The sequence below is a fragment of the Rhodococcus wratislaviensis genome (genome assembly GCF_900455735.1).
GTDB classification, from domain to species: domain Bacteria; phylum Actinomycetota; class Actinomycetes; order Mycobacteriales; family Mycobacteriaceae; genus Rhodococcus_F; species Rhodococcus_F wratislaviensis.
Genome location: NZ_UAUI01000005.1, coordinates 149,293 through 173,252 on the forward strand (window position 1 = coordinate 149,293; position 23,960 = coordinate 173,252).

27 protein-coding genes, 1 tRNA gene and 1 other RNA gene are annotated in these 23,960 nt (G+C 67.4%); 22 read left to right on the forward strand and 7 right to left on the reverse strand.

Annotation, left to right across the window (positions count from 1 at the left end; translation table 11 throughout):
• Positions 1-42: 42 nt before the first annotated feature.
• Positions 43-1,248: an acyl-CoA dehydrogenase family protein gene (locus tag DTA22_RS09970; protein WP_005240205.1), complete on the reverse strand. Its 1,206-nt coding sequence runs from the start codon at positions 1,246-1,248 to the stop codon at positions 43-45.
• A 29-nt stretch (positions 1,249-1,277) separates the two neighbouring features.
• A complete protein-coding gene (locus DTA22_RS09975; RefSeq protein ID WP_037245266.1) occupies positions 1,278-2,690 on the reverse strand; it encodes an acyl-CoA dehydrogenase family protein in 1,413 nt (470 codons plus the stop codon).
• A 131-nt stretch (positions 2,691-2,821) separates the two neighbouring features.
• On the opposite strand from DTA22_RS09975, the gene DTA22_RS09980 reads away from it, so the two are divergent.
• Together DTA22_RS09980 and DTA22_RS09985 are read left to right on the forward strand one after the other, a co-directional pair.
• Positions 2,822-4,051 (forward strand): sensor histidine kinase, encoded by a 1,230-nt coding sequence (locus DTA22_RS09980; RefSeq protein ID WP_112299329.1) that lies wholly within the window; start codon positions 2,822-2,824, stop codon positions 4,049-4,051.
• A complete protein-coding gene (locus DTA22_RS09985) occupies positions 4,048-4,683 on the forward strand; it encodes a response regulator transcription factor (RefSeq protein WP_112299330.1) in 636 nt (211 codons plus the stop codon). Before DTA22_RS09980 ends, DTA22_RS09985 begins: the two co-directional genes overlap by 4 nt.
• On the opposite strand, the gene DTA22_RS09990 is transcribed toward DTA22_RS09985, so the two are convergent.
• From DTA22_RS09990 to DTA22_RS10000, 3 genes are all read right to left on the reverse strand, one after another.
• Positions 4,680-6,194 carry a multicopper oxidase family protein gene (locus DTA22_RS09990; protein ID WP_112299331.1) on the reverse strand — a complete coding sequence of 505 codons (1,515 nt, stop codon included), beginning with the start codon at positions 6,192-6,194 and terminating at the stop codon, positions 4,680-4,682. The two genes, DTA22_RS09985 and DTA22_RS09990, sit on opposite strands and share 4 nt — an antisense overlap.
• 152 nt (positions 6,195-6,346) lie before the next feature.
• Positions 6,347-7,147, reverse strand: a complete 801-nt coding sequence (gene hisN, locus DTA22_RS09995; protein ID WP_015890159.1) for a histidinol-phosphatase — start codon at positions 7,145-7,147, stop codon at positions 6,347-6,349.
• A 36-nt stretch (positions 7,148-7,183) separates the two neighbouring features.
• Positions 7,184-7,678, reverse strand: a complete 495-nt coding sequence (locus DTA22_RS10000; protein WP_037245277.1) for a beta-class carbonic anhydrase — start codon at positions 7,676-7,678, stop codon at positions 7,184-7,186.
• Positions 7,679-7,844: 166 nt separating this feature from the next.
• On the opposite strand from DTA22_RS10000, the gene prfB reads away from it, so the two are divergent.
• The 16 genes from prfB to DTA22_RS35920 all read left to right on the forward strand — a co-directional run bounded on the left by prfB (position 7,845) and on the right by DTA22_RS35920 (position 19,522).
• Positions 7,845-8,951: a peptide chain release factor 2 gene (gene prfB, locus DTA22_RS10005; RefSeq protein ID WP_037245280.1), complete on the forward strand. Its 1,107-nt coding sequence runs from the start codon at positions 7,845-7,847 to the stop codon at positions 8,949-8,951.
• A 5-nt stretch (positions 8,952-8,956) separates the two neighbouring features.
• The gene (locus tag DTA22_RS10010) at positions 8,957-9,853 is read left to right on the forward strand and encodes a mechanosensitive ion channel family protein (protein WP_005240218.1); all 897 of its coding nucleotides are present in this window, start codon (positions 8,957-8,959) and stop codon (positions 9,851-9,853) included.
• The gene (locus DTA22_RS10015) at positions 9,850-10,311 is read left to right on the forward strand and encodes a hypothetical protein (RefSeq protein ID WP_112299332.1); all 462 of its coding nucleotides are present in this window, start codon (positions 9,850-9,852) and stop codon (positions 10,309-10,311) included. Before DTA22_RS10010 ends, DTA22_RS10015 begins: the two co-directional genes overlap by 4 nt.
• A 55-nt stretch (positions 10,312-10,366) precedes the next feature.
• On the forward strand, positions 10,367-11,056 hold the full coding sequence (ftsE, locus tag DTA22_RS10020) for a cell division ATP-binding protein FtsE (protein ID WP_005240222.1): 690 nt from the start codon (positions 10,367-10,369) through the stop codon (positions 11,054-11,056).
• Positions 11,057-11,122: 66 nt separating this feature from the next.
• Positions 11,123-12,028 carry a permease-like cell division protein FtsX gene (ftsX, locus tag DTA22_RS10025; RefSeq protein WP_112299333.1) on the forward strand — a complete coding sequence of 302 codons (906 nt, stop codon included), beginning with the start codon at positions 11,123-11,125 and terminating at the stop codon, positions 12,026-12,028.
• Between the two features lie 76 nt (positions 12,029-12,104).
• Complete coding sequence (gene smpB, locus DTA22_RS10030; protein ID WP_005240226.1) at positions 12,105-12,578, forward strand: SsrA-binding protein SmpB; 474 nt, start codon at positions 12,105-12,107, stop codon at positions 12,576-12,578.
• 8 nt (positions 12,579-12,586) lie between these two features.
• Entirely contained in the window at positions 12,587-13,441 is an 855-nt protein-coding gene (locus DTA22_RS10035; protein WP_112299334.1) for a DMT family transporter, read from the forward strand.
• A gap of 95 nt (positions 13,442-13,536) precedes the next feature.
• Positions 13,537-13,908, forward strand: a transfer-messenger RNA (tmRNA) gene (ssrA, locus tag DTA22_RS10040).
• 87 nt (positions 13,909-13,995) lie between these two features.
• Complete coding sequence (locus tag DTA22_RS10045; protein ID WP_112299335.1) at positions 13,996-14,370, forward strand: fluoride efflux transporter FluC; 375 nt, start codon at positions 13,996-13,998, stop codon at positions 14,368-14,370.
• Positions 14,367-14,711 carry a fluoride efflux transporter CrcB gene (gene crcB, locus DTA22_RS10050; protein ID WP_112299336.1) on the forward strand — a complete coding sequence of 115 codons (345 nt, stop codon included), beginning with the start codon at positions 14,367-14,369 and terminating at the stop codon, positions 14,709-14,711. The genes DTA22_RS10045 and crcB overlap by 4 nt, the downstream gene beginning before the upstream one ends.
• Before the next feature lie 74 nt (positions 14,712-14,785).
• Positions 14,786-16,417 carry a phosphoglucomutase (alpha-D-glucose-1,6-bisphosphate-dependent) gene (gene pgm / locus DTA22_RS10055; RefSeq protein WP_112299337.1) on the forward strand — a complete coding sequence of 544 codons (1,632 nt, stop codon included), beginning with the start codon at positions 14,786-14,788 and terminating at the stop codon, positions 16,415-16,417.
• Between the two features lie 59 nt (positions 16,418-16,476).
• Positions 16,477-17,703: an MFS transporter gene (locus DTA22_RS10060; RefSeq protein ID WP_112299338.1), complete on the forward strand. Its 1,227-nt coding sequence runs from the start codon at positions 16,477-16,479 to the stop codon at positions 17,701-17,703.
• A 26-nt stretch (positions 17,704-17,729) separates the two neighbouring features.
• On the forward strand, positions 17,730-18,218 hold the full coding sequence (locus tag DTA22_RS10065; protein ID WP_037245303.1) for a MauE/DoxX family redox-associated membrane protein: 489 nt from the start codon (positions 17,730-17,732) through the stop codon (positions 18,216-18,218).
• A 41-nt stretch (positions 18,219-18,259) separates the two neighbouring features.
• Positions 18,260-18,991, forward strand: a complete 732-nt coding sequence (locus tag DTA22_RS10070; protein WP_112299339.1) for a DsbA family protein — start codon at positions 18,260-18,262, stop codon at positions 18,989-18,991.
• Between the two features lie 162 nt (positions 18,992-19,153).
• A tRNA-Ala gene (locus DTA22_RS10075) sits at positions 19,154-19,226 on the forward strand.
• An 86-nt stretch (positions 19,227-19,312) separates the two neighbouring features.
• The gene (locus DTA22_RS35920; protein ID WP_011598322.1) at positions 19,313-19,522 is read left to right on the forward strand and encodes a hypothetical protein; all 210 of its coding nucleotides are present in this window, start codon (positions 19,313-19,315) and stop codon (positions 19,520-19,522) included.
• A gap of 278 nt (positions 19,523-19,800) precedes the next feature.
• On the opposite strand, the gene DTA22_RS10080 is transcribed toward DTA22_RS35920, so the two are convergent.
• The gene (locus DTA22_RS10080) at positions 19,801-20,202 is read right to left on the reverse strand and encodes a PAS domain S-box protein (RefSeq protein WP_037245308.1); all 402 of its coding nucleotides are present in this window, start codon (positions 20,200-20,202) and stop codon (positions 19,801-19,803) included.
• 127 nt (positions 20,203-20,329) lie between these two features.
• Here DTA22_RS10080 and DTA22_RS10085 point away from each other — a divergent pair, with 127 nt between their 5' ends.
• Positions 20,330-20,815: an acyltransferase gene (locus tag DTA22_RS10085; RefSeq protein ID WP_037245311.1), complete on the forward strand. Its 486-nt coding sequence runs from the start codon at positions 20,330-20,332 to the stop codon at positions 20,813-20,815.
• Here DTA22_RS10085 and DTA22_RS10090 read toward each other — a convergent pair.
• Entirely contained in the window at positions 20,755-21,279 is a 525-nt protein-coding gene (locus DTA22_RS10090) for a MarR family winged helix-turn-helix transcriptional regulator (RefSeq protein WP_112299340.1), read from the reverse strand. The two genes, DTA22_RS10085 and DTA22_RS10090, sit on opposite strands and share 61 nt — an antisense overlap.
• A 64-nt stretch (positions 21,280-21,343) precedes the next feature.
• Here DTA22_RS10090 and DTA22_RS10095 point away from each other — a divergent pair, with 64 nt between their 5' ends.
• The 3 genes from DTA22_RS10095 (at position 21,344) to bluB (ending at position 23,949) form a co-directional block, all read left to right on the forward strand.
• A complete protein-coding gene (locus DTA22_RS10095; RefSeq protein WP_112299341.1) occupies positions 21,344-22,186 on the forward strand; it encodes an alpha/beta fold hydrolase in 843 nt (280 codons plus the stop codon).
• Between the two features lie 69 nt (positions 22,187-22,255).
• Complete coding sequence (locus DTA22_RS10100; RefSeq protein ID WP_112299342.1) at positions 22,256-23,293, forward strand: CobW family GTP-binding protein; 1,038 nt, start codon at positions 22,256-22,258, stop codon at positions 23,291-23,293.
• The gene (gene bluB / locus DTA22_RS10105) at positions 23,290-23,949 is read left to right on the forward strand and encodes a 5,6-dimethylbenzimidazole synthase (protein ID WP_112299343.1); all 660 of its coding nucleotides are present in this window, start codon (positions 23,290-23,292) and stop codon (positions 23,947-23,949) included. The genes DTA22_RS10100 and bluB overlap by 4 nt, the downstream gene beginning before the upstream one ends.
• Positions 23,950-23,960 lie beyond the last annotated feature (11 nt).

Genomic DNA, 23,960 nt, shown 5'->3' on the forward strand with positions numbered 1-23,960 from the left:
GCGGCGGGGGCTACACCCCTCGATGAAAGTCCTCTCGAACTGCTACTTCAGCTCGGCGGACGACTTTCCGAGCAGACGGCGAGCGACGATGAGCTGCTGGATCTGCTGCGTTCCCTCGAAGATGTCGAGGATCTTGGAATCGCGCGCCCATTTCTCGAGCAGCGGGCGCTCCGAGTAGCCCAAGGTGCCGGCGAGTTCGACGGCCTTGAGGGAGATGGCGGTTCCGGTGCGACCGGCCTTCGCCTTCGACATGGATGCCTCGAGTGAGTTCGGCTTCTTGTTGTCCGCCATCCATGTTGCGCGCAGCGCGAGCAGGTAGGCGGCTTCCCAGTCGGCCTCGAGCTGCAGGAACTCGGCGGCGGCCGCGTGCTGGTTGTACGCGGGAGTGTCGTAGGAGATCTCCACACCGGCGTCGGAGAGGATGCTGCGCAGTTCCTCGAGTGCGGCGCGGCCGAGGCCGACCGCCATGCCGGCGACGATCGGACGGGTGTTGTCGAACGTCTGCATGACGCCGGCGAAGCCCTTCTCGACGTTGACCTCCGGCGTGCCGAGCAGGTTGTCCTTGGGGATCCGGCAGTCCTGCAGCAGCAGTACCGCGGTGTCGGACGCCTTGATGCCCAGCTTGTGCTCGAGGCGGGCGACGCTCAGACCCGGCGCGTCCCGCGGGACGACGAACGACTTGATCGCGGCGCGGCCCTTCGTCTTGTCGACGGTGGCCCACACGACGATGTGCGTGGAGCGCTCGCCGGCGGTGACGAAGATCTTCTCTCCGTTGAGCACGTACTCGTCGCCGTCGAGCACCGCCGTGGTGGTGACGGCGGCGGAGTCGGAACCGAAACCGGGTTCGGTGATGGCCATCGACGCCCACACCTTGCCGAAACGCTCGAGCTGCTCGTCGGTGGCGACGGCGGCGATGGCCGAGTTGCCGAGGCCCTGGTACGGGATCGCCAGTGTGAGACCCACGTCGCCCCAGCAGGTTTCGATGACGTTCATCAGCGACGACATGTTGCCGCCGTTGACGTTCCCGATGACCTTCGGCTCGTCGCCCCGTCCGAGGGCGGCGCCGGCCGCGCCCTTACCGGAGTCGTTGAGTCCCTCCACCATGGCGGCCATGGTGTCGAGTTCCTTGGGGTAGGCGTGCTCCGCGAGATCGTACTTGCGGGAGATCGGCCGGAAGATTTCCGCGGCGACCTGGTGCGCCTGATTCGCGGAGGCTTTGAGCTTCTTGGGAAGTTCGAGGTTGATCATGACAGTTTCCTTAGTTCGAATCCGGCCGCTCAGATCAGGACGATGCCCTCGGCGACGCCGATGGCGCGCAGATCGCGGTACCAGCGCTCCACGGGATGCTCCTTGGTGTAACCGTGGCCACCGAGCAGCTGGACGCCGTCGAGGCCGATCTGCATGCCCTTCTCGGACGCCAGCTTTCGGGCGAGGGCCGATTCGCGGGCGAAGGAGAGCCCCTGCTCGGCGCGTGAGGCCCCGCGCAACGTCACCAGACGCAGGCCGTCGAGTTCGATGCCGATGTTCGCGACCATGAACGCGACCGCCTGACGGTTGCTGATCGGTTCGCCGAACGCGACCCGCTCGTTGACGTACGGGATCACGTAGTCGAGAACGGCCTGTCCGGTTCCGACCGCGAGCGACGCCCAGCCCAGGCGGGCCAGCCGGATGGCGTCGGCGTACTCGGCCTTCCGCACGTCGGCGTCGGCGTCGCCGAGCAGACCCGACTCGGGCACGGCGACGTCGGTCAGGTTGAGCCGGCCGAGGCCCGCGGCGCGCAGACCCATGCTGGGGTCCGCCTCGACGACGAGCCCCTTCGTGTCGGCCTCGACGATGAAGAAGGAGGGCTTGCCGTCGAGTTCGGCTGCCACGATGAACAGCTCCGACGAGGCGGCGGCGGGAACGAGGCTCTTGACGCCGTTGAGCTTGTACCCGCTGGGGGAGCGAACCGCCTTGGTCTGCAACGCGAACGGATCGAACAGTGCGCGGGGCTCGTTGACGACCACGGCGGCGTTCGGAACCTGCTCGCCCGTGAACGAGGGCAGGTAGGTCTTCTGCTGGGAGTCGGTGCCCCACTGGGTGAGGGCGACGGCAACGCCGCTCGGTGCGAGGATCGGCAGGGCGAGTCCCATGTCGCCGTGGGCGAGAGCCTCGGCGACGAGGGAGTTGGTGACGGCCCCGCGCTCGCTGGCGGCCCCGTCGAGTTCCTCGGGGACGTTGATGAGGGTGATGCCGAGTTCGGCGGCGCGCTTCACGAGGTCCGCCGGGGCGGCGGCCGCAGCGTCGGCGTCGTGGCCCGCGGGTCGCAGGATCTCGGCCGCGAACTCACGCACGGTCTCGACGATCATCTGCTGCTCGTCGCTCGGGGTGAGATCGAAGTAGCCGGCCTTGGCGGTCGGGTTGTCGGGGAGGCGCTTCGGCGCACCGCCGCCGGACACCTTCTGGAACCCGCGGGTCGCGGCGCCGAGCGTCTTGAAGCCGGTCTTCGTGCCTTCGTAGGTCACCCGGTCGATCGTCTGGCGCAGGTTGTACTTCTCGGCCAGATCGGAACCGGTGATCTTGGTCAGCACGCGCATCGCGGCACCCATGGCGTCGCGCTTGACCGGATTCAGTCCGACGGCGGACGTGTCGCGGGGCTTCCGCTTCGCGCTGTCGTTGGGGGCAACAGTGTCTTGCTTGCTCATGATCACCAGCTGTTTCTCGGTGTTCGGGCGTGGACACGATCTATCTTACTCAGCAGTAAGGTTGGTGTCTACTATTGAGTAAGTTCGGGTGGATGTGACCTTCGGGGGAAACGTCCAGGCTCCTGCTCGGGGAGGAGGTGGCGGCGAATCCACTCACCTACGGTGAAGCGGTGATCGAGATCCCCGCGATTCGTCGGCTGCGTCCCCTCATACGTCTCGCGCCCCTCCTGCTCGTGCCGTTGCTGCTGCTGGCGAGCACGTTCCCCGGCGAGTACCGCGTACCCCCGAGCTACTGGCTGCTCGCGATGACGGCCGCAGTCGTGTTCGCCGCCGGGGGCCGGTGGCCGCTGGCGGTGTCGATCGTCACGTCCGTGCTCGCGGTTCCGATGTTCGCGGCGCACGCCTGGGGGCTCTCCGAATTGGTCCCCTACCTCGGCGCGGTCGCACTGGTCGACGTCGCGATGCGCGCCCGGCGGGCGCCGGCGATCCTCGCCGCCACGCTCTGCTGGACGGCGGCGGTGGTGGCAGGTCTCCGGTGGGACTCCTACGGCACGTTCTGGCGGGTTGCCACCGTCGTGTCCACCGTCGCGTACGTCGGACTGCCGCTGCTGCTCGGTCTCTATCTGCGCGCGCAACGAGATCTCGCCGCGACGTACCGGCTGCGCGCCGCCGAAGCCGAATCGCGCCGGCTGGAGGACCGGTCCCGCGCCGTGGTCGCCGAGCGCAACGCGCTGGCACGGGAACTGCACGATCTCGTCGCGCACCACATGGCGTCGATCGTGCTCCGGATCGGGGTGGCGCAGCACGTGCTGACGGATGTGGACGACCGCACGAGTTCGGTGCTCGAGGACGTGCACCGCACCGCGTCCGATGCCCTCGCCGACATCCGGCGGCTGCTCGTCGCGTTGCGCGACCCTTCGATGGGCGACGTGGCGCTGGTGGAACCCGAAGCGCTGTCGATCGAGATCGCCGCTGCGGTCGACCGCACGCGGGCGGCGGGCTTCCCGGTGTCGGCGGAGATCGACGCCGGCATCGGCCGGCTCGACGCGATCGGCCGGCTGACCCTCCTGCGTGTGGTGCAGGAATCGCTGACGAATGCGATGCGGCACTCCACTCCCGGTGGTGCCGTGTCCGTGACACTCGAACCGAACGCCGGCGGAATCGCTCTGCGGGTGACCAGCACCGGCCACCGCGCCACCCCCGCGGATCACTCGGAGGGGCACGGCATCATCGGCATGGGCGAACGGGTGGAACTCGCGGGCGGCACCCTCGGAGTGACGGATACCGTGAACGGGTGGGTGGTCGATGCCTGGCTGCCCGGTCGTGTCGGCGACGACACCGGCACGAATGAGGTTGTGGGCCAGTGATACGGGTACTGATAGTCGACGACCAGCGGCTCGTCCGCGCCGGACTGCGGATGTTGTGTGAGGCGACGGACGACATCGAGGTGGTCGGCGAGGCGTCCAACGGACTGGACGCGGTCCGGCTGGTGGCCGAGTGCCCACCCGACGTGATCCTGATGGACCTGCGCATGCCGGGACTCGACGGGATCGCGGCGACCCGGCAGATCGCGAGCTCACACCCGGCGGTGAAGGTTCTGGTTCTCACCACGTTCGACGACGACGACCACTTCTATCCCGCACTGGCCGCGGGGGCAGCCGGATTCCTCGTCAAGGACACCGATCCCGCCGAACTCCTGAACGCGATTCGCCGGACGGCGGCCGGTGACACGATCTTCACCCCCGCGCTCCTTCGCCGCCTCGTCGACCGGGCGCTGGACACCGCACCTCCGGACGAGCGCTCCTCGACGTCGGTCGCACTGACCGGGCGGGAGAGAGAAGTGCTGACGCTGGTGGGGGAAGGGCTGGGCAATCAGGAGATCGCGGCCCGCCTCTACATCGGGGTCACGACGGTGAAGACGCACGTGGCGAACCTGATGGAGAAGACGGGCTGCGACAACCGGGTTCGGCTGGCCGTGTTCGCCCACACCCGGCTCTAGCCGCCGTGGTGGTCGTCCGACGGCATCGCCATCGTCATCGGAGCCGGCCGCTGACCTGGCTCCAGGACGAGGAACTGCCCCATCATTCCGCGGTCCTCGTGGAGCAGAAGATGGCAGTGGAACATGTAGGGGTACGTCGCATCGGTGTAGTCGGTGAAACGCATCGCCAGCCGGATCTCGGTTCCGGGAGGCGTGTACACGGTGTCCTTCCAGCCGGCCAGCGCCGGGGGTGGTGGGGAGCCGTCGAGGTCGACGATCTGGAATTGCACGTCGTGGACATGGAAGTTGTGTGGCCAGTTGTCGACGTTGCGCACCGTCCACACCTCCGTGGTGCCGACGACGGGGGAGAAGTCGATGCGGTTCATGTCCATTCGCGCCCCGTTGATCATGAACCATCGCAGTTCGAAACTCCGCTCCGCGGCAGCGGTGGCCGGGTCGAGTCGCGGGACGGCCGCCAGCGTGGGCGGAATCGGCCGGGAGGGGAGCAGCTCGCGGTCCGGGCGCAATTCGAGGACGTCGAACGTATCCTCGAGGCCGTACCCGGCGGCGTCGCCGCGGTCGACGCCGCCCCGGCCCTCGATCGGATGCGAACGCAGCATCACGGCGCGGCCGTCACCCGCTGCGACGACGAGTTCGATCCGTTCTCCCGGACTGACCTGGATCCGTCGAAGGGGTACCGGTTCGCCGAGGAGGCCCCCGTCCGTCGCGATCAGGTGGAACTCGCGCTCGTCGGAGAAGCCGAGGTTGTAGAGGCGGCCCGACGAGCCGTTGAGGACGCGCAATCTGATCAGACCGGTGCTGACGGGAAGGTGTGCGCCGGCGATTCCGTTCGTGACGATCGTGTCGCCGAGCAGGCCGACGTCCGTCGGGTCCGATTCGTCCAGTGCACCGTCCGCGGTGAACCGCCTGTCCTGGATGATCAGCGGAATATCGTCCAGCCCATACGTTTTCGGTAGATCGAGGGTGTCGGTCGTGTCGTCGTCGACGAGGAAGAGTCCGGCGAGGCCGCGGTAGACGTGCTTCTCGGTGGAGCCGTGCGGATGCGGGTGGTACCAGAGCGTGGCGGCCGGCTGGTTCACCGTCCACGACGGTTCCCACCGCGCGCCGGGCTCGATCGACTGGTGCGGTCCGCCGTCGCACCTGGCCGGGACGTGCATGCCGTGCCAGTGCACCGACGTCGGCTCGGGCAATTCGTTGTCGATGGCGAAGGCGACCGCTTCACCTCGCCGGGCGCGAAGGGTCGGGCCGAGCATCGATTCGCCGTACCCCCAGGTGGGGGTCCCGCGACCGGGCAGGATCTCGGACGTGCCCGCTCGTGCAGTGAGCGTGAAGTGGCGGACCCCGGAATCGTCCACAGTGGACGCGGCCAACGGCGGAATCGGCAGTCGCCGGGCGAATTTCCCGCGGGCGGGGGCGGCGGATTCCGATCCTCCGGAGGCGCAGGCGGCGGTCACCACGAACGGCGCGGCCGCCAATCCCATCAGAAAGGTACGTCTTGCAAGGGCTGTCACGATTCTCCTGGGTTCCGTCGCCGCGCGGATCGCGGCGGAATTGGCTCAGGAGAAATTCTTCGGGACCGACGCCGACGTTCCGTCCTCCTCGGGGCCGAGGATGGGTGAGCCGGACTCCTCCGTCGGAGTCTTGTCGGAACCCGTTGTCTGTGTTAGTCCCCGTGTCGGTTCGAGCGCAGGCGGGACAGCGCCTCGTCGTGGAGCAGCGTGTTGGTGGCCAGTGCGCTGCCTCCGTGCGGGCCGTCGGCGCCGGCGAGGTTGGTGAAGCGGCCGCCGGCCTCGCGCACCAGAACGTCGAGGGGCGCGAGGTCCCACAGCGACACCTCGGGCTCGGCGGCGATGTCGACGGCGCCCTCGGCGAGCAGGCAGTAGGAGAAGAAGTCACCGAATCCGCGGACCCGCCACACGTCGTCGGTGAGGGAGAGGAACTGTTCGCGGATCCCGAGGTCCTTCCAACCCGACAGACTCGAGAACGTGAGACTGGCCGATCCCAGTCGGTCGACGGAGGAGACGGCGAGGCGTGCGGGCTCGGACCCGTCGAACGTCGACCAGGCGCCCCCGCCGGACGCGGCCCACCAGCGGCGCGCGAGTGCCGGGGCACTCACCACGCCGACGGTGGGAACGCCGTCCTCGAGCAACGCGATCAGCGTGGCCCAGATGGGGACGCCGCGGACGAAGTTCTTGGTGCCGTCGATCGGGTCGACCACCCATTGACGTCCCGCGAACTGCGCGTCGCCGCCGAACTCCTCACCCAGGACGGCGTCGGCGGGCCGCTCGGCTTCCAGCGTCGCGCGCACTGCGCGTTCCACAGCCAGGTCGGCGTCGGTGACCGGTGTGAGGTCCGGCTTGTCGTCGACCGACAGGTCGAGCGCCCCGAATCGGGCCCTGGTGATCGCGTCCGCCTCGTCGGCGATTCGGAGGGCGAGCTGCAGGTCGGCGTGGAGGTCGGTCACGGTCGCACAGATTACTCGTACCGCGCCGGGGCGGACTCAGTCGATCTTCACTTCGGCGAGCTTGCCGGTGGCGACGTCGAAGACGAACCCTCGGAGGGACGTGGTCGCCGTGATGAACGGGCTGGACTGGATGCGGCGCAGCGACTGCCGGACGTCCTCGTCGAGGTCGGAGAACGCCTCGGCCGACCAGGCCGGCTTGATACCGACCTCGTCCTGGATGGACTTCTTGAAGTCGTCGTCCGTGAATGTAAGCATCCCGCAGTCCGTGTGGTGGATGAGGATGATCTCGGTGGTGCCGAGCAGTCGCTGGCTGATCGCGAGAGACCGGATCTCGTCGTCGGTTACCACCCCGCCGGCATTGCGGATGACGTGCGATTCACCCTCCTGGATGCCGAGGATCCGGTAGACGTCCAGACGCGCGTCCATGCAGGCGAGGACCGCGACGTGCTTGCTCGGGGGGAGGGGCAGCGGCCCGGTGAATCCGGCGGCGTACTCCTCGTTGTTCTTCAGGTACTGGTCGGTCACGGTCATCGTCGACTCCGTCCGGAATGGCGGCACGAACAAGTGCGTACCCGTGCATGCAACAAGGTGCATCCGGGGTCCGCAAGGGTTTGACTCGACGCGATCGGAAGGGGTGACTTCGGCTGGGAAGCAGGGGTGAGAGGGCCCGGGCGCGCACCCGGTAACCTTGGGAACCGTGCATCCCGACGTATCCGCAGACCTCAGCGAGCTCGACACCACCCTCCGTACCGTCGAATCGGTGCTGGACGTGGAGGAGTTGCGCCGCCGCATCGACGAGCTCGAACACCAGGCCGCCGATCCGGAGCTGTGGAACGACCAGGAGCACGCCCAGCAGGTCACCAGCCAGCTCTCGCATTCCCAGGCCGAACTGCGCCGCGTCGAGGAACTGCGGACGCGGCTCGACGACATGCCGGTGCTGTACGAACTCGCCGAGGACGAGGGCGCGGAGGCCGTCGCGGACGCCGACGCCGAGCGGCACAGCCTGCGCGAGGACATCGCCGCGATGGAAGTCAAGACGATGCTCTCCGGCGAATACGACGAGCGTGACGCGCTGGTCAACATCCGCTCCGGCGCCGGTGGCGTCGACGCCGCCGACTGGGCCGAGATGCTGATGCGCATGTACATCCGCTGGGCGGAGAAGCACGGCTACGGCGTCGAGGTCTACGACACGTCCTACGCGGAAGAGGCCGGCATCAAGAGCGCGACGTTCGCCGTCAAGGCGCCGTACAGCTACGGAACCCTGTCCGTCGAGATGGGCACGCACCGGCTGGTCCGGATCAGCCCGTTCGACAACCAGGGCCGCCGCCAGACGTCGTTCGCCGAGGTCGAGGTGCTGCCCGTGGTCGAGACCACCGACCACATCGACGTCAACGAGAACGACGTCCGCGTCGACGTGTACCGCTCCTCGGGCCCCGGTGGGCAGTCCGTCAACACCACCGACTCCGCGGTCCGGTTGACACACATCCCGACCGGCATCGTCGTGACCTGTCAGAACGAGAAGTCGCAGCTGCAGAACAAGGTGTCGGCGATGCGGGTCCTGCAGGCCAAGCTGCTCGAGGTCAAGCGCAAGGAGGAGCGCGCCGAGATGGACGCGCTCAAGGGCGACGGCGGCAGTTCCTGGGGCAACCAGATGCGGTCGTACGTGCTGCACCCGTACCAGATGGTCAAGGATCTGCGCACCGAGTACGAGGTCAACAACCCGTCGTCGGTGCTCGACGGAGACATCGACGGATTCCTCGAATCGGGCATCCGGTGGCGGATGCGCGAGAATCAGGCGTCCTAATACCTATGGAAGCGACGGCGGCGATGTTCGCTCCCACCCAGAACCTGCTCGACTGGCTCTCGTCGACGGGGCTCGCGGTGTCGCTCACCGTGCTCGGAGCCATCCTGATGGCGCGATTCGTCAATTGGGGCGGCAGCAAGGTCACCGACCGGATCGACAGCAACTACATGCAGGGCGACGCCCTCGTGCGGTCCGAGGCGACCAAGCACCGGCACTCGGTGGCCCAGGTGATCACCTGGGTGATCATCACCATCATCTATGTCATCGCGACGATGAAGGTGCTGGACCAGCTGAGCCTGCCGATCGGCAGCCTGGTGGCCCCGGCCACCGTGCTCGGTGCGGCGCTCGGCTTCGGCGCGCAGCGCGTGGTGCAGGACATCCTCGCCGGCTTCTTCATCATCACCGAACGCCAGTACGGCTTCGGCGACACGGTGCAACTCGCGGTGACGGGATCGTCGGAAGACGCCGAGGGCGTGATCGAGGACGTCACGCTGCGGGTCACCCGGATGCGGAACTCGGACGGTGAGGTCATCACCGTTCCCAACGGCCAGATCGTCAAGGCGATCAATCTGTCCAAGGACTGGGCGCGTGCGGTGATCGATGTTCCCGTCCCGGCCACGTCGGACATCAACCGGGTCAACGAGGTGCTGCACCAGGTCGGTGTCGAGGCCTTCGCGGATCGCGGACTGAAGAAACTACTGCTCGACGAGCCGACAGTGATGGGAGTGGAGAGTCTGACGGTCGACGAGGTCAGTGTTCGCGTCGTGGCGCGAACCCTGCCGGGTAAGCAGTTCCAGGTGGGTCGCGCGCTGCGCGTGCGCATCGCCACCGCGATGAGACGGCAGGGAATCACCGTCGAACCGGACCTCCAGACGGTCCGGGCAGCGGAGGGCGAGGGATGACCGACGAACCCCGGCGCGGACTGGACCGGATTCTGCACTCGTCGTTCCTTCCCGCGAAGATCTTCGGTGGACGGGTACGCACGTCGACGCTGGTGCTGTGCATCCTCTGGGTAGTGCTGTACACGCTGTACACGTACCTCAATCCCGCCGAGGAGGTGGTCCAGGGACCCGTCGCTCCGGCGGTCGTTCCCACCCGGGAGGCGCCCCTTCAGGAGACCACGCTCCCGACGTCGGAGATCGAGACGACCACCGAGCCGACGTCGGAGACGGTCACGACCACCGAGACGACACCCGAGCCGACCCCGCAGGAGACGGCGCCCACCGGGACCAGTCAGGTGACGTCCACCCCGACGTTGCCGTTCGGGATTCCCAATCCGTTCCCGCCGCCGCCGACGGGCATGCCGCCGACCACGTCTTCCGTCCCGACGACGTCGGCGACACCGCCGAGCGGGCGATGACGCCCGCGCGTCGCTCCATTTGGTCACTGTTCGATAACGTCTAGACTGGCTCCTCGTGATCAGCGTCGAGAATGTGTCGAAGTCGTACAAGACCTCCACGAGGCCCGCCCTGGACAAGGTGAGCGTCGAGGTGGACAAGGGCGAGTTCGTCTTCCTCATCGGCCCGTCGGGCTCGGGAAAGTCGACCTTCATGCGACTGCTCCTGAAGGAGGAGTCGCCGACGTCGGGTGACATTCACATCGCGGACTTCCACGTCAACAAGCTGTCCGCCCGGCGTGTGCCGAAGCTGCGGCAGAGCATGGGCGTCGTCTTCCAGGACTTCCGGCTCCTGCAGAAGAAGACCGTGTCCGAGAACGTCGCGTTCGCGCTCGAGGTGATCGGGAAGCCGCGCGCGATGATCTCCCGGACCGTCCCCGAGGTGCTCGAGATGGTCGGGCTGTCCGGTAAGGCGGACCGTCTCCCCACCGAACTGTCGGGCGGTGAGCAGCAGCGCGTCGCCATCGCGCGGGCGTTCGTGAACCGGCCGCTGGTGCTGCTGTGCGACGAGCCGACGGGAAACCTCGACCCGGAGACCAGCCAGGACATCATGCTGCTGCTCGAACGGATCAACCGCACCGGAACGACGGTGGTGATGGCCACCCACGACCACCACATCGTCGACTCGATGCGCCGTCGGGTGGTGGAACTGGACCTCGGCAGAGTGGTGCGCGACGAGGCTCGGGGTGTGTACGGCGTGGGGCGTTAGCCGCCCTCCCTGCACTCCAGCTTCAGTACTGTCCCCAAGTCTCCTACGAAGGACTCTGATTCCCCGATGCGTGCCAGTTTCATTTTCAGTGAGGTCCTGACCGGACTCCGTCGCAACGTCACCATGACCATCGCGATGATCCTCACCACCGCGATCTCGCTCGGCCTGTTCGGCAGCGGGTTGCTGGTGGTGCAGATGGCCGGCAAGACCCAGCAGATCTTCCTGGACCGCGTCGAGGTGCAGATCTTCCTCACCGACGACATCTCCACGTCGGACCCGGGTTGTGAGGGGGAGATCTGCAAGACGTTGCGCACGGAACTGGAGGAGACGCCGTCGGTGGTGTCGGTGGAGTACCTCAACCGGGACGACGCCGTGAAGGACGCGACGGAGCGGGTGTTCAAGGATCAGCCCGAACTCGCCGCACTGGTCAGCCCCGACAGCTTCCCGGCCTCGTTCAAGGTCAAGCTCAGCGATCCCGAGCGGTTCGGCGTGATCAACGAGAAGTTCGGCACCCGCCCGGGAGTCGAGAGCGTCCTGAACCAGCGCGAGCTGGTGGAGCGGCTCTTCAGCGTCCTCAACGGTGTGCGCAACGCCGCGTTCGCGATCGCGATCGTGCAGGCCGTGGCGGCAATCCTGCTGATCGCGAACATGGTTCAGATCGCGGCGTTCACCCGGCGCACCGAGGTCGGCATCATGAGGCTGGTCGGTGCCACCCGCTGGTACACGCAGTTGCCGTTCCTGCTCGAGGCGGTGGTCGCCGCGCTGGTGGGTGCCGTCCTCGCCATCGTCGGCCTGTTCACCGCGAAGAACATGTTCATCGACGACGTGCTCGCCGACGTGTACGAGGCCAACATCGTGGCCCGGATCTCCAACAGCGACGTGCTGTTCGTCTCACCGGTGCTGGTGCTCGTGGGCGTCGGAATGGCGGCGGTCACCGCGTACGTGACCCTGCGCTTGTACGTCCGCGAATAATTCGGCTTGCTTCTTCTCCTATGCTGGAGGGTACGAACTGTTCACCTCGGACATCGCGGACTGAAAGGCCCGGAACGTGAAGGAAAAGGGCCGCAAGGTCATTGCGACCAATCGCAAGGCGCGTCACAACTACACCATCCTCGACGTCTACGAGGCGGGGATCGCCCTCGTCGGTACCGAGGTGAAGAGTCTGCGCGAGGGCAAGGCGTCGCTGGTCGACGCGTTCGCCACCGTCGACGACGGTGAGGTGTGGCTGCGCTCCCTGCACATTCCCGAATACACGCAAGGCACGTGGACCAACCACGCGCCGCGCCGTACCCGGAAGTTGCTGCTGCACAAGCGGGAGATCGAGCATCTCGTCGGCAAGACGCGGGAGGGAAACCAGACCCTGGTTCCCCTGTCGATGTACTTCTCCGACGGCAAGGTCAAGGTGGAGCTCGCGCTCGCGAAGGGTAAGCAGGACTACGACAAGCGCCAGGATCTGGCCAGGCGGACCGCCGAGCGTGAGGTGACCCGCGAACTCGGCCGCCGAGTCAAGGGCATGCGCTGACATCGATCCTGCTCGCGCTCGTGGCCGCGATCGGTTACGGCGTGAGCGATTTCATCGGGGGAGTCGCGTCCCGCCGGGTGGCGGCGCTTCGCGTCGTCATCGTGTCGTACCCGCTGTCGCTGCTGATCGTGCTCGCGATCGCCCCGTTCGCCGGAGGCACCCTCACCTCGTCCGCCCTCGTCTGGGGCGCCCTCGCGGGAGCTGCCGGTGGCGTGGCTGTCTGGTGGTTCTACCTCGCGCTGGCGTCGGGACCGATGTCGGTGGTGTCGCCGCTGACGGCCGTGCTGGTCGCGGGCATTCCGGTGCTGATCGGGCTCGCATTCGGTGAGCGGCCCGGGCCCGTCGCGTACGTCGGGATCGCCGTGGCCCTCGTCGCCGTCGTCCTCGTCAGCCGGGAATCTCCCGACGAGACCGCGGGGGAGGTGGCCGGGGGCAGGGTGCTGCGCTTCACCCGGACCGTGGCGCTGCTGACGGTCGGATCCGGCATCGCGTTCGCGCTCTCGTTCGTGTCGTTGCACCAGATCGGTGACGACGGCGGGATGTGGGCGCTCGCCGTGTCGCGTGCCGCGGCGACTGCGGTGGTGTGGCTGGTCGCGTTGTCCGCCGGCCACTTCGTGCTGCCCCACGGTGAACCCCTCAAGCTCGCCGTGTACGTGAGTTTCCTCGACGTCCTGGCCAACGCGGCCATGATGTACGCGTTCCAGGGCGGGCTGCTGTCGCTCGTCAGCGTGATCGGGTCGCTGTACCCCGCGGCCACCGTGTTGCTGGCGATGGTGATGCTCGGCGAACGGGTGAGCAGAATGCAGCAGGCGGGCATGCTCCTCGCCCTCGCGGCCGTCGGAATGATCGCCGTGGCCAGCTGAAATACGGCCGCCGACACTCGGGACGAAAACCGGGATGAAACCGGACCGGGTTCGCGTTACACTAGGTGGCCCCGCGAGACTCGTGGGGCACGTACGGGGCTGAACGGTTTCGACTGCGTACGTTGAGGTAGGGGAAGCGTGTCGGTGCAGGCAAGAGACCACCGTAAGCGTCGCTGCAAACATATAAGCGCCGATTCCAATCAGCGCGACTACGCACTCGCTGCCTAAGTAGCGACTGCGTGTCTGTCAGTCCGGGTTCGCCCTCGGTCCGGGTACTGGCATCAGCTAGAGGGCTTTACCGTTCGACTCGGTCGCGGAGTCGAATGGGACAACCAACAGCGACTGGGATCGTCATCCTGGCTTGTTTGCGAGACTGGGAGATCCAAGTAGAGACATAGCAAACTGCACACGGAGAAGCCCTAGCTTTGCTGCGGAGGACCCGGGTTCAATTCCCGGCAGCTCCACCAAGGTCCGGGCCGGACACCACCAGGTGTCCGGCCCGGATTTTTTGTGCCCGGCGGAGTTCGAACGCCGCGGCCCGCCGCCGTGACACGATGTGTGCCGTGTCCCTGACGAAACCCGTGGCCGTGGTCGCGCTGGGTGGCGCGCTCGGTGCGTCCGCGAGATTCCTGTTGTCCGAGCTGTGGCCGGGCATCTGGACGGTCCTTCTGATCAACGTGGTCGGGTCACTGCTGCTCGGCTACCTCGCCGAGACGGTCGGGCCGGACCGGTTGTGGCGACTGTTCCTGGGAGTCGGCGTCCTCGGCGGTTTCACCACGTTCTCGACGTTCGCTGTGGACGCGGTGCGGGAGGACGCCGTCACCGCGACGCTCTACGTGGTGGCCACCCTGATTCCTGCCCTGCTCGCGGCGCGGCTCGGGATGCTCGCCGGTCACCGGCACCGGCTGGCGCGGAAGGCGGCGGCATGACCGTTCTCCTCGTCGCGCTGGGCGGCGCGCTCGGTGCGACGGCGCGATACCTCACCGGCCGGTACGTCGACTCGTACCGCAGCTTTCCGGTGGCCACCTTCCTCGTGAACGTCGCCGGGTGCCTGATCCTCGGACTGCTGTCGGGGGCGTCGATGTCCGAGCAGACGTTCGCGTTACTGGGCACGGGCTTCTGCGGCGGCCTGACCACGTACTCGACGTTCGCGGTGGAATCGGTGGGACTGCTGCGGATCCGCCTGGTGCTCACGTCCGTCGTCTACGTGGTCGCGAGTGTGGCGGCCGGACTGGCCGCCGCCTGGCTGGGATTCCGATTGACGTCTTGAGGGCAGACTCCGGTGCGAGGGTGCAGGATGGGTGGGTAGTCGAGTTCGATCCCGATGAATTTCCAGGAGGTCTCGTGGCGCACGACAGAGCGGGTCAGGTGGCACTGCCGGAGGATCTCGTAGACATCGCGCACCTGGTGACGGCGTACTACAGCGGCGTGCCCGATCCCGAGAATCCCTTGCAGCAGGTGGTGTTCGGGACATCGGGGCACCGGGGGTCGAGCCTCGACAACGCCTTCAACGAGGCACACATCCTGGCCACCACCCAGGCCATCGTCGAGTACCGGGCGTCCCAGGGCATCGACGGACCGCTGTTCGTCGGGCGCGACACCCATGCCCTGTCGGAGCCGGCGTGGACGTCGGCTCTGGAGGTGCTGGCCGCGAACGACGTGACGGTGCTGATCGATTCGCGGAACCGGTACACCCCGACTCCCGCGGTCAGTCACGCGATTCTCCGCTACAACCGCAGCGGCCCGGAGTCGCGGGCCGACGGCATCGTCGTGACGCCGTCGCACAACCCGCCGCGCGACGGCGGCTTCAAGTACAACCCGCCGCACGGTGGCCCCGCAGGCTCCGAGGCGACGACGATCATCGCCGACCGTGCGAACGAGTTACTCCGCCGGGACCTCTCGGGTGTGCGGAGAGTCTCCGCGGACCGGGCGATCCAGCGGGCCGAGCGGTACGACTTCCTCCGCTTCTACATCGACGACCTGCCCGGCGTGCTCGATCTCGACGCCATCCGGAGCGCCGGAGTCCGGATCGGCGCCGACCCGCTGGGCGGAGCGAGCGTCGACTACTGGGGTGCGATCGCCGACACCCATCGGCTCGATCTCGAGGTCGTCAATCCGCTCGTCGATGCCACATGGCGGTTCATGACGCTCGACACCGACGGCAGGATCCGCATGGACTGCTCGTCGCCCGACGCCATGGCCTCGCTGATCGGAGCCAAGGACCGGTTCGACATCTCCACCGGAAACGACGCCGACGCGGACCGGCACGGGATCGTCACTCCCGATGGGGGACTGATGAATCCCAATCACTACCTCGCGGTGGCCATCGACTACCTGTTCTCGCACCGCACGGGGTGGGGTTCGACGGTGAAGGTGGGTAAGACGCTCGTCAGTTCGTCGATGATCGACCGGGTGGTCGGGAGCCTCGGCCGTGAACTGCTGGAAGTGCCGGTCGGTTTCAAGTGGTTCGTCCCCGGACTTCTCGAGGGCTCGCTCGGCTTCGGCGGCGAGGAGAGTGCGGGCGCATCGTTCCTGCGCCACGACGGCGGGGTGTGGACCACCGACAAGGACGGGATCATCCTGGCCCTGCTCGCCTCGGAGATGACGGCGGTGACGGGCAAGACACCGTCGGTCCGGTACCGGGAACTGGCAGAGCAGTTCGGCAGCCCCGCCTACGCGCGCATCGATGCCCCCGCCACCCGGGAGCAGAAGGCGGTACTGGCGAAACTGTCGCCCGAACAGGTGTCGGCAACCGAACTGGCGGGGGAGCCGATCACCGCGACGCTGACGAGTGCCCCCGGTAACGGGGCAGCCCTCGGCGGGCTGAAGGTCACCACCGAGTCGGCGTGGTTCGCGGCGCGGCCGTCGGGCACCGAGGACGTCTACAAGATCTACGCCGAATCCTTCAAAGGCCCGGACCATCTCGCGGAGGTACAGGCGGCGGCCAGGGAACTGGTGGCCGACGTCCTGAAGTAGGAACTCGGCCGGGGTAGGTGCTGCCGCGGAACCGGGGGCACCTACCATCGGATTCAACTATGAACACTCGCGCAGCCGGGCTGCCCGCCGGGCGCAGCCCGCGGCTCCCTTCGGAAATCTGGGTGCTGGTCTCGGCCAGCTTCGTCATCGCACTCGGATTCGGGATCGTTGCACCCGCCCTCCCACAATTCGCCCGCAGCTTCGACGTGAGCGTGACGGCGGCCACCGTCGTGATCTCGTCCTTCGCGTTCATGCGCCTGGTCTTCGCCCCGGTCAGCGGCCGGCTCGTGCAGAAACTGGGGGAGCGGCCGGTCTACATCTCCGGACTCCTGATCGTCGCCGCCTCGACCGCCGCCTGCGCGGTCGCGGGGGACTACTGGCAGTTGCTCGTCTTCCGCGCACTCGGCGGCATCGGCTCGACGATGTTCACGGTGTCGGCGATGGGCCTGGTGATCCGCATCGCACCCGTGGACAGCCGCGGTCGAGTGTCCGGGCTCTACGCGACGAGCTTCCTGATGGGATCGATCTCCGGACCCCTCGTCGGCGGGCTGCTCGTCGGATTCGGGCTCCGGGTTCCGTTCGTCATCTACGCGATCGCCCTCGTCATCGCGGCCGCGGTCGTCTTCGTCAGCCTGCGGGGTTCGCACCTGACGGCGCCCGACGCCACCGCCGCCGGAGCCGCCATGACGCTCCGGGAGGCCCTCGGGCAGCCCGTCTACCGCGCCGCGCTCGGCTCGAATTTCGCGTTCGGCGGGGTGATCTTCGGGGTGCGGGTGGCGATGGTCCCACTGTTCGTCGTCGAGGCACTGCACCGCGACGCCGCGCTCGCAGGCATCGCCCTCACCGTCTTCGCCGTCGGCAATGCGCTCGTCCTCATCGTGTCCGGACGGTTGTCCGACGTCTACGGCCGGAAGCTGTTCGTCCTGATCGGACTGCTGGTGTGTGGCGCCAGCACCGTCGGGATGGGCCTCAGCGAGAACCTGCTGGTGTTCCTGGTGCTGTCCGGCATCGCAGGCATCGGTTCCGGAGTGATGAGTCCCGCGCAGCAAGCCGCGGTCGCCGACGTCGTGGGCGCGAAGTCCCGCGGTGGTCCCGTGCTGGCCACCTTCCAGATGGTCGCCGATGTCGGCGGGGTCCTCGGCCCGGTCGGGGCGGGTCTGCTCGCCCAGCACCTGTCGTACGCGGTCGCATTCGGCGTGACCGGCGGGGTCATGCTTCTCGCCGCAGTGGGCTGGCTGCTCGTGCCGAACAAGCCGGCGCCCAAGGTGTCGGTCGAGGCGGTCTGACCGGCGTCTTCGGTACGCTCGTTCGGGTGTGGATCAAGGTCGTCTCCCTTCTCGCCCGGCTGTCTCTCGCCGCCGTCTGGCTGGTCTCCGGCGCACTCAAAGTCGCCGACCCCGCCCAGACGATCATCGCGGTCCGCGCGTATCAACTGCTCCCCGAGGACCTCGTCCGGCCCGTCGCCAACACGTTGCCGTTCTTCGAGATCGCCCTCGGTCTGCTCCTGCTGATCGGGCTCGCCGTCCGCGCCACGGCCGCGGTGTCCGTCGTGCTCCTGCTCGTGCTCATCGGCGTGATCGTCTCGGTGTGGGCCCGCGGGCTGTCCATCGACTGCGGATGCTTCGGCGGCGGCGGTGCGGCCGACGTGAACGGCTGGGACTACACCAAGGAAATCCTCCGGGATGTGGGCTTCCTCGCACTGGCGGTGTGGCTGATCGTGTTTCCCCGTACCCCGGTCGCACTGGGACTCGGCTCACGCACCACTTTCTCAGTGACCCCTCAGCAGGCGATGGCAGAGTAAGCATCCGGTAAATCGATCCGACGTCGAAGGACTGCATCCACGTGAGCTCGAAGAACAAGTACAACCCGCAGCCGGAATCCAGCCGGTCCACCTACATTCTCGGTGGGCTCGCCGTACTGGTCATCGCCGTACTGGTCATCGGTGGCGTGATCTGGCAGAGCAACCGCAGCAAGCCGCGCAACGACGGTTACGGCGGGGTCCAGAACTCCGAGGTCCAGGTGGCGCTGCAGGCTGACGGCGTCGTGCTTCTCGGCCGTCCCGATGCGGCCACCACGATCGACCTGTTCGAAGATCCCATGTGCCCGTACTGCGCTGAGCTCGAGAACAAGAACGGCCAGGAACTCGCGCAGGCCATCGACGACGGCAAGGTAGCGGTCCGCTACCACGTCCTGAACTTCCTCGACCAGCTCTCGGCCAGCGGTGACTACTCCACCCGCGCCGTCGCGGCGTCCGAGTGCGTCGCAGAAACCGGTGACGCCGTGGCGTATTCGGCGTTCCACGCGGCGCTGTTCTCCCCGTCGAACCAGCCGAAGGAGAACGGCAGCTCCGATCACACCAACGAGGAGCTCGCGCAGATCGCCAGTGACGCCGGAGCGTCCGACGCGGCCGCCCAGTGCATCACCACCGGCGCGAAGGTCGAGCAGGCCCGGACACACGCCGAGGCGGGCCGTCAGGCCCTCGCCGCGAGCGGCGCTACCGGCACCCCTGCCGTGGTCGAGGACGGCACCGTGATCGATGCATTGTCCAACGAGAACTGGGTGTCGCAGCTGTAGGCGGCTCCGCCGCCCGTGCGCGGTTGACGAGTGTCTGGACTCCTTAACCACGCACGGGCGCGAAGCGCCTCTGACCAGGCGATTTGTTGGCCAGGTCGGCAATGGTGTAACTTTCTTCGAGCACGGAGGAAGTCATTCCGAGTGCGGAGAACAACCGAATACGGGGCTATGGCGCAGCTGGTAGCGCACCACACTGGCAGTGTGGGGGTCAGGGGTTCGAGTCCCCTTAGCTCCACTTTCGAGAGAAGCCTCTCATCCGCAGACCATGCGGGTGGGAGGCTTTCCTCGTTCATCCTCTTGTCCCGGTGGGACACTGGCGTCATGACATTCACTGTGACGCATCGATCATTCGACCAATTGGCGGAGTTCGCCGTCACCGACTTCGGCGACGACGACAGCTACAGCATCCACGAGTCCGGGGCGCTCGTCATCGTCCGTGCCGCCCGGGAGCTGATCTACGCCCCCGGGAGCTGGTTCCTGGTGGAGCGGGAGGACGGGCAGGAGGACGGTTCGCCCGGCAACTACATGTGACCGACCATCGCGGCGACGGAACCCAGGGTAGAATCGCACATATGTTCGACTATCGGGTAGATTCGACGTGTGGCCGCCAGAACCGAAACCGCGCCGGGGCGCTGTCCGAACGGGCACACGCTGGCCGCCAACACGTGCCTGGTGGGGTGGGAGGTCTGCGGGTGCGCGACGTCGAACAACGGTGGGCACCGTACTCATTTCTGCCGGCGATGTGGCGCGACCGTCCGCACTCCGCCGTGCAGTGGCGCGGCGTCCGGCGATGGTCGGTGAGCGGGTGGTTATCGGATCGGTTGCCTCGCGGCCGTGGGGTTGCCCCAGATCGTGTCTGATTCGTCCTGGAGTACGAGGGCGACCAACCTTTCGGTGCCCGCGGTGAACGTGGATGCCGCGACGCGCACCCAGATCCAGTGGCCTTCCCGGTGGCGGATGCGCAGATGTGCTGTCGCGCTGGTGCTTTCCGGGCCCAGGACCCGGGCGAGCATGGTGCCCCACAGTTCGGCGTCGTCGGGGTGGAAGAGTTTCTCGTGTTCGAGGTCGGCGAATTCGTCGGTGTCGTAGCCGATCAGGGCCGCGCACGCGGGGTTGCTGAACACGAGGTTTCGTTCCCGGTCGTGAACGCTGATCGCATGGGGGATGGACTCCATCAGTGCAGCGAATCCGTCGCTATCCAGTTGTGTCACTGTCCCCCCTCGGGCATCTACGATGGCGCCCACATCGTACGCCGCGCCTCGGATCTTCGGGCGATGTCGTAGTTAACGACGAGCAACGACCGGTAGCGAACCTGATCCGTGGGGATAGGGTGACGGGATGCGGTTCGTCACCATCGTCCAGGCCTCCGCGTTCGTCCCCGTGTGGCTGCGCGTCCTGCTGCTGATGGCGGCGGGCGCGAAAGTGTGGGGAGCCGGCATCTATTCCGGCTGCTATTTCGGCAGCAGGAACGTCACGATGGGGCTGGGGACGTTCGTCAACCGCGGAGTGCTGTTCGACGGCACCGCACCCATCACGCTGGGCAGGCAGGTCGCTGTCGGGCACCGTGCCCAGTTCATCACGAGCACTCACGAGATCGGTCCGAGTTCCGGCCGGGGCGGGCGAGTGGTCGACCGTCCGATCGTGGTCGGAGACGGGTGCTGGATCGGCGCAGGCGCGATCATCCTCCCCGGAGTGACGGTGGGGGACGGCTGTGTCGTCGGGGCGGGCACGGTGGTCACCCGCGACTGCGAGCCGAACGGGCTCTATGCGGGGTCGCCGGCGCGTCGCGTCCGCGACCTCGACTCCGCGCCGTCCGTGCGGTGAGCGACGGCCTGGCGTTCGACGGCGACAGCACGGTTCACGCCGTCGAGAAACCGTGAAATGGTGGCTCTTTCGACAGCGTCGAAGTCGTCGAGGACGGCGGTCACCCGGTCGATGAGCGGTCCGAAGAACGTCTGACCGAGGTCGACGGCCCGGGGGGTGACGGCGAGCAACGACCTGCGGCGGTCGTCGGCATCCCGGTCGCGCCGGATCAGGCCTGCTTTCTCCATCCGGTCGAGGAGGGCCGTCACGGAGGCGGAGTTGATGCCGAGCTGACTTCCGAGCCATCCGGGTGTGGCGGCGAGGCCCGCCCGGTGTGCGTCGAGGATGCAGATCAGGGCGCGGAGATCGGTGGTGTGCAGTCCGTGCAGTTGTGCGAATTCGGCACCGAGCAGGTTCAGCTCGACTGCCAGGGCACGCAGCCGGTGCACGGTCTGTGCGCCTTCGTCCGGGTCCACGCCCCGCAATCTACTGCGACTATTCCTTCGATTGTCTAGTATCTCGACTATCGAGATAATTCGAGGAGGGCTGATGTCGACGGTCGACGACTTCGTCCGGGCCTACGACGCGCTGCTGGACCACTGGCCGGTGAACGTCACACCCGTCGACGTCCCGACACCGTTCGGGCCCACCCGGGTCAACGTGTGCGGACCGGAGTCGGGGGCGCCGCTTCTCCTGCTCCCCGGGGGCGGGGCGACGTCGACCGTGTGGATCGCGAACGTCGCGGCGCTCGCCCGCAGTCACCGGGTGTTCGCGGTCGACGTCATGGGCGACGTGGGGCGCAGCGTGAACGACGGTGCACCACTGCGCACGGTCGAGACCCTGTTCGAGTGGCTCGACGCGGTGCTCGACCACCTCGGGGTGAACGCGTCCGCAGTGGTCGGCCATTCGTACGGAGCCATGATCGCCCTCGCCTACGCGCTGCACGATCCCCGTCGCGTCGACAGCCTGGTGCTGCTCGACCCGACGTCCTGCTTTGCGCGCATGAACTCGAAATACCTGCTCCGGGCGTTGCCGGTGCTGATCCGGCCGACGGAGACGCGGCAGCGGAGCCTGATCGACTGGGAGACCGGCGGCGCCGGAGTCGACCCGAGGTGGCTCGGCGTCGCCGCGCTCGGGACGGCGGCCTTCGGCCGCACCACGCTCGTGGTGCCGCCACGCCCGAAGCCCGACGCGCTGGAGCGACTGACCGCGCACACCGCTGTGGTGCTGGCCGGCAGCAGCCGGGCGCACGATCCGGGCAAGGTGGCGGCGAACGTCCGCCGGTTGCTCCCGGCGGCCACGGTCACGACGATTCCCGCAGCCACACACCATGCGCTGCCGATGGCACCCGCTGCCGACGTCACCGCGGCGATCCTCGCCGCGGTGGGCTGACTCCCACCCGTGTGCCGGACGCTAGGATGGGCGCCCGGTAGCTCATCGAGGTCCACGGAGGTCGCAGCGTTGGCGAAGAAGCGGATTCCCGTCGTCATCGTCGCCGGATTTCTCGGTTCGGGAAAGACCACTCTGCTCAATCACGTGCTGCGCAACAACCGCGGGGTCCGGGTCGGCGTCATCGTCAACGACTTCGGCGCAGTGAACATCGATTCGATGATGGTGGCCGGTCAGGTCGATTCCATGGTGTCGCTGAGCAACGGGTGCATGTGCTGCGCCGTGGATGTCAGCGACATGGACGAGATGCTCGACCGCCTCGCCCATCCCTCGTCGCAGATCGACGTGATCATCGTCGAGGCGAGCGGGCTTGCCGAGCCGCGCAACATGATTCGGCTCGTCCTCGGCAGCACCAACCCGCACGTCGTGTATGGCGGTCTCGTCGTGATGGTCGACGGCGAGCAGTTCGAGGACATGTCGGCGCAGCACCCGGACCTCGGAAAGCACGTCACACTCGCCGACCTCGTGATCCTGAACAAGACGGACCGCATCGACGACGCCCGACGCGCCGCCGTGCAGGCGATGGTCCGCGACTACAACGACCGGGCGCCCGTGCTGACCACCGCCCACGGCCGGATCGAGCCCACCCTGCTGTTCGACCGTGAACCCGGGCGTGAACCGGCGGCGGGGGAGCAGCTCACCCTCGACCAGCTCCTGCTGGACCAGCACGACCACTGCGGAGACCACGATCATCTGCACGCGTCCTACGAGGCAGTCGATTTCGCCTCGGACGACCCGATCGATCCGCGGCGGCTCGTCGAGTTCCTCGAGAAGCGGCCGGTCGGGATCTACCGGATCAAGGGATTCGTGCACTTCGCGGTGCCCGGGCAGTCGCGGAAGTTCGAGGTGCAGACGGTCGGCCCGCACATCAGATTCACGTCGACGCGCTGGGAACCCGGTGAAGAGCGGGCGACCCAGTTGGTGCTCATCGGCGCCGACATCGAGGCCGGGCACGTGCGGACCCGGCTCGCGGACTGCGTCGTGGCGGAGGGAGAAGAGGCGGACCCCGGCGCGATGCTGGGTGTGCACCGCTATACCGTGACCGCGTGACCGAGTCTGCGTGTAGTCCTGAAACGAATCCCGAGCCCGCGCTGTCCGTGTACGACGCGATCCGTCGTCGCCGCGACGTGCGGGCCGAGTTCACCGGGAAGCCGATCGCGTCCGACGTGCTCGACCGCATCCTGGGCGCGGCGCACTGCGCCCCCAGCGTGGGCAACACGCAGCCGTGGGATTTCGTCGTCGTCCGCGACACCGGGACGCTGACCACATTCGCCGACCACGTGGCCGGCGCGCGGCGGCGTTTCGCGGAGTCGCTGCCCGAAGACCGGAAGAAGACGTTCGATCCCATCAAGATCGAAGGGATCTGCGAGAGCGGCATGGGTGTGGTCGTCACCTACGACCGGAGCCGCGGCGGCGAACACATCCTCGGCAGGCACACGGTCGACGACACCGGTCTGTTCTCCGCGGTGCTCGCGATCCAGAATCTGTGGCTCGCCGCGGCCGCCGAGAACGTCGGCGTCGGCTGGGTGTCGTTCTACGACGAGCCGTATCTCACCGAGTTGCTGGGAATCCCCGAGCCGGTGCGCCCCATCGCCTGGCTGTGCGTGGGGAAGGTCGCCGAGTTCCAACAGGTACCGGATCTCGAGCGGTTCGGGTGGCGGGGGCGCCGGCCACTGGCCGACGCCGTCCACCTCGAGAAGTTCTAGCCCTGACGGCG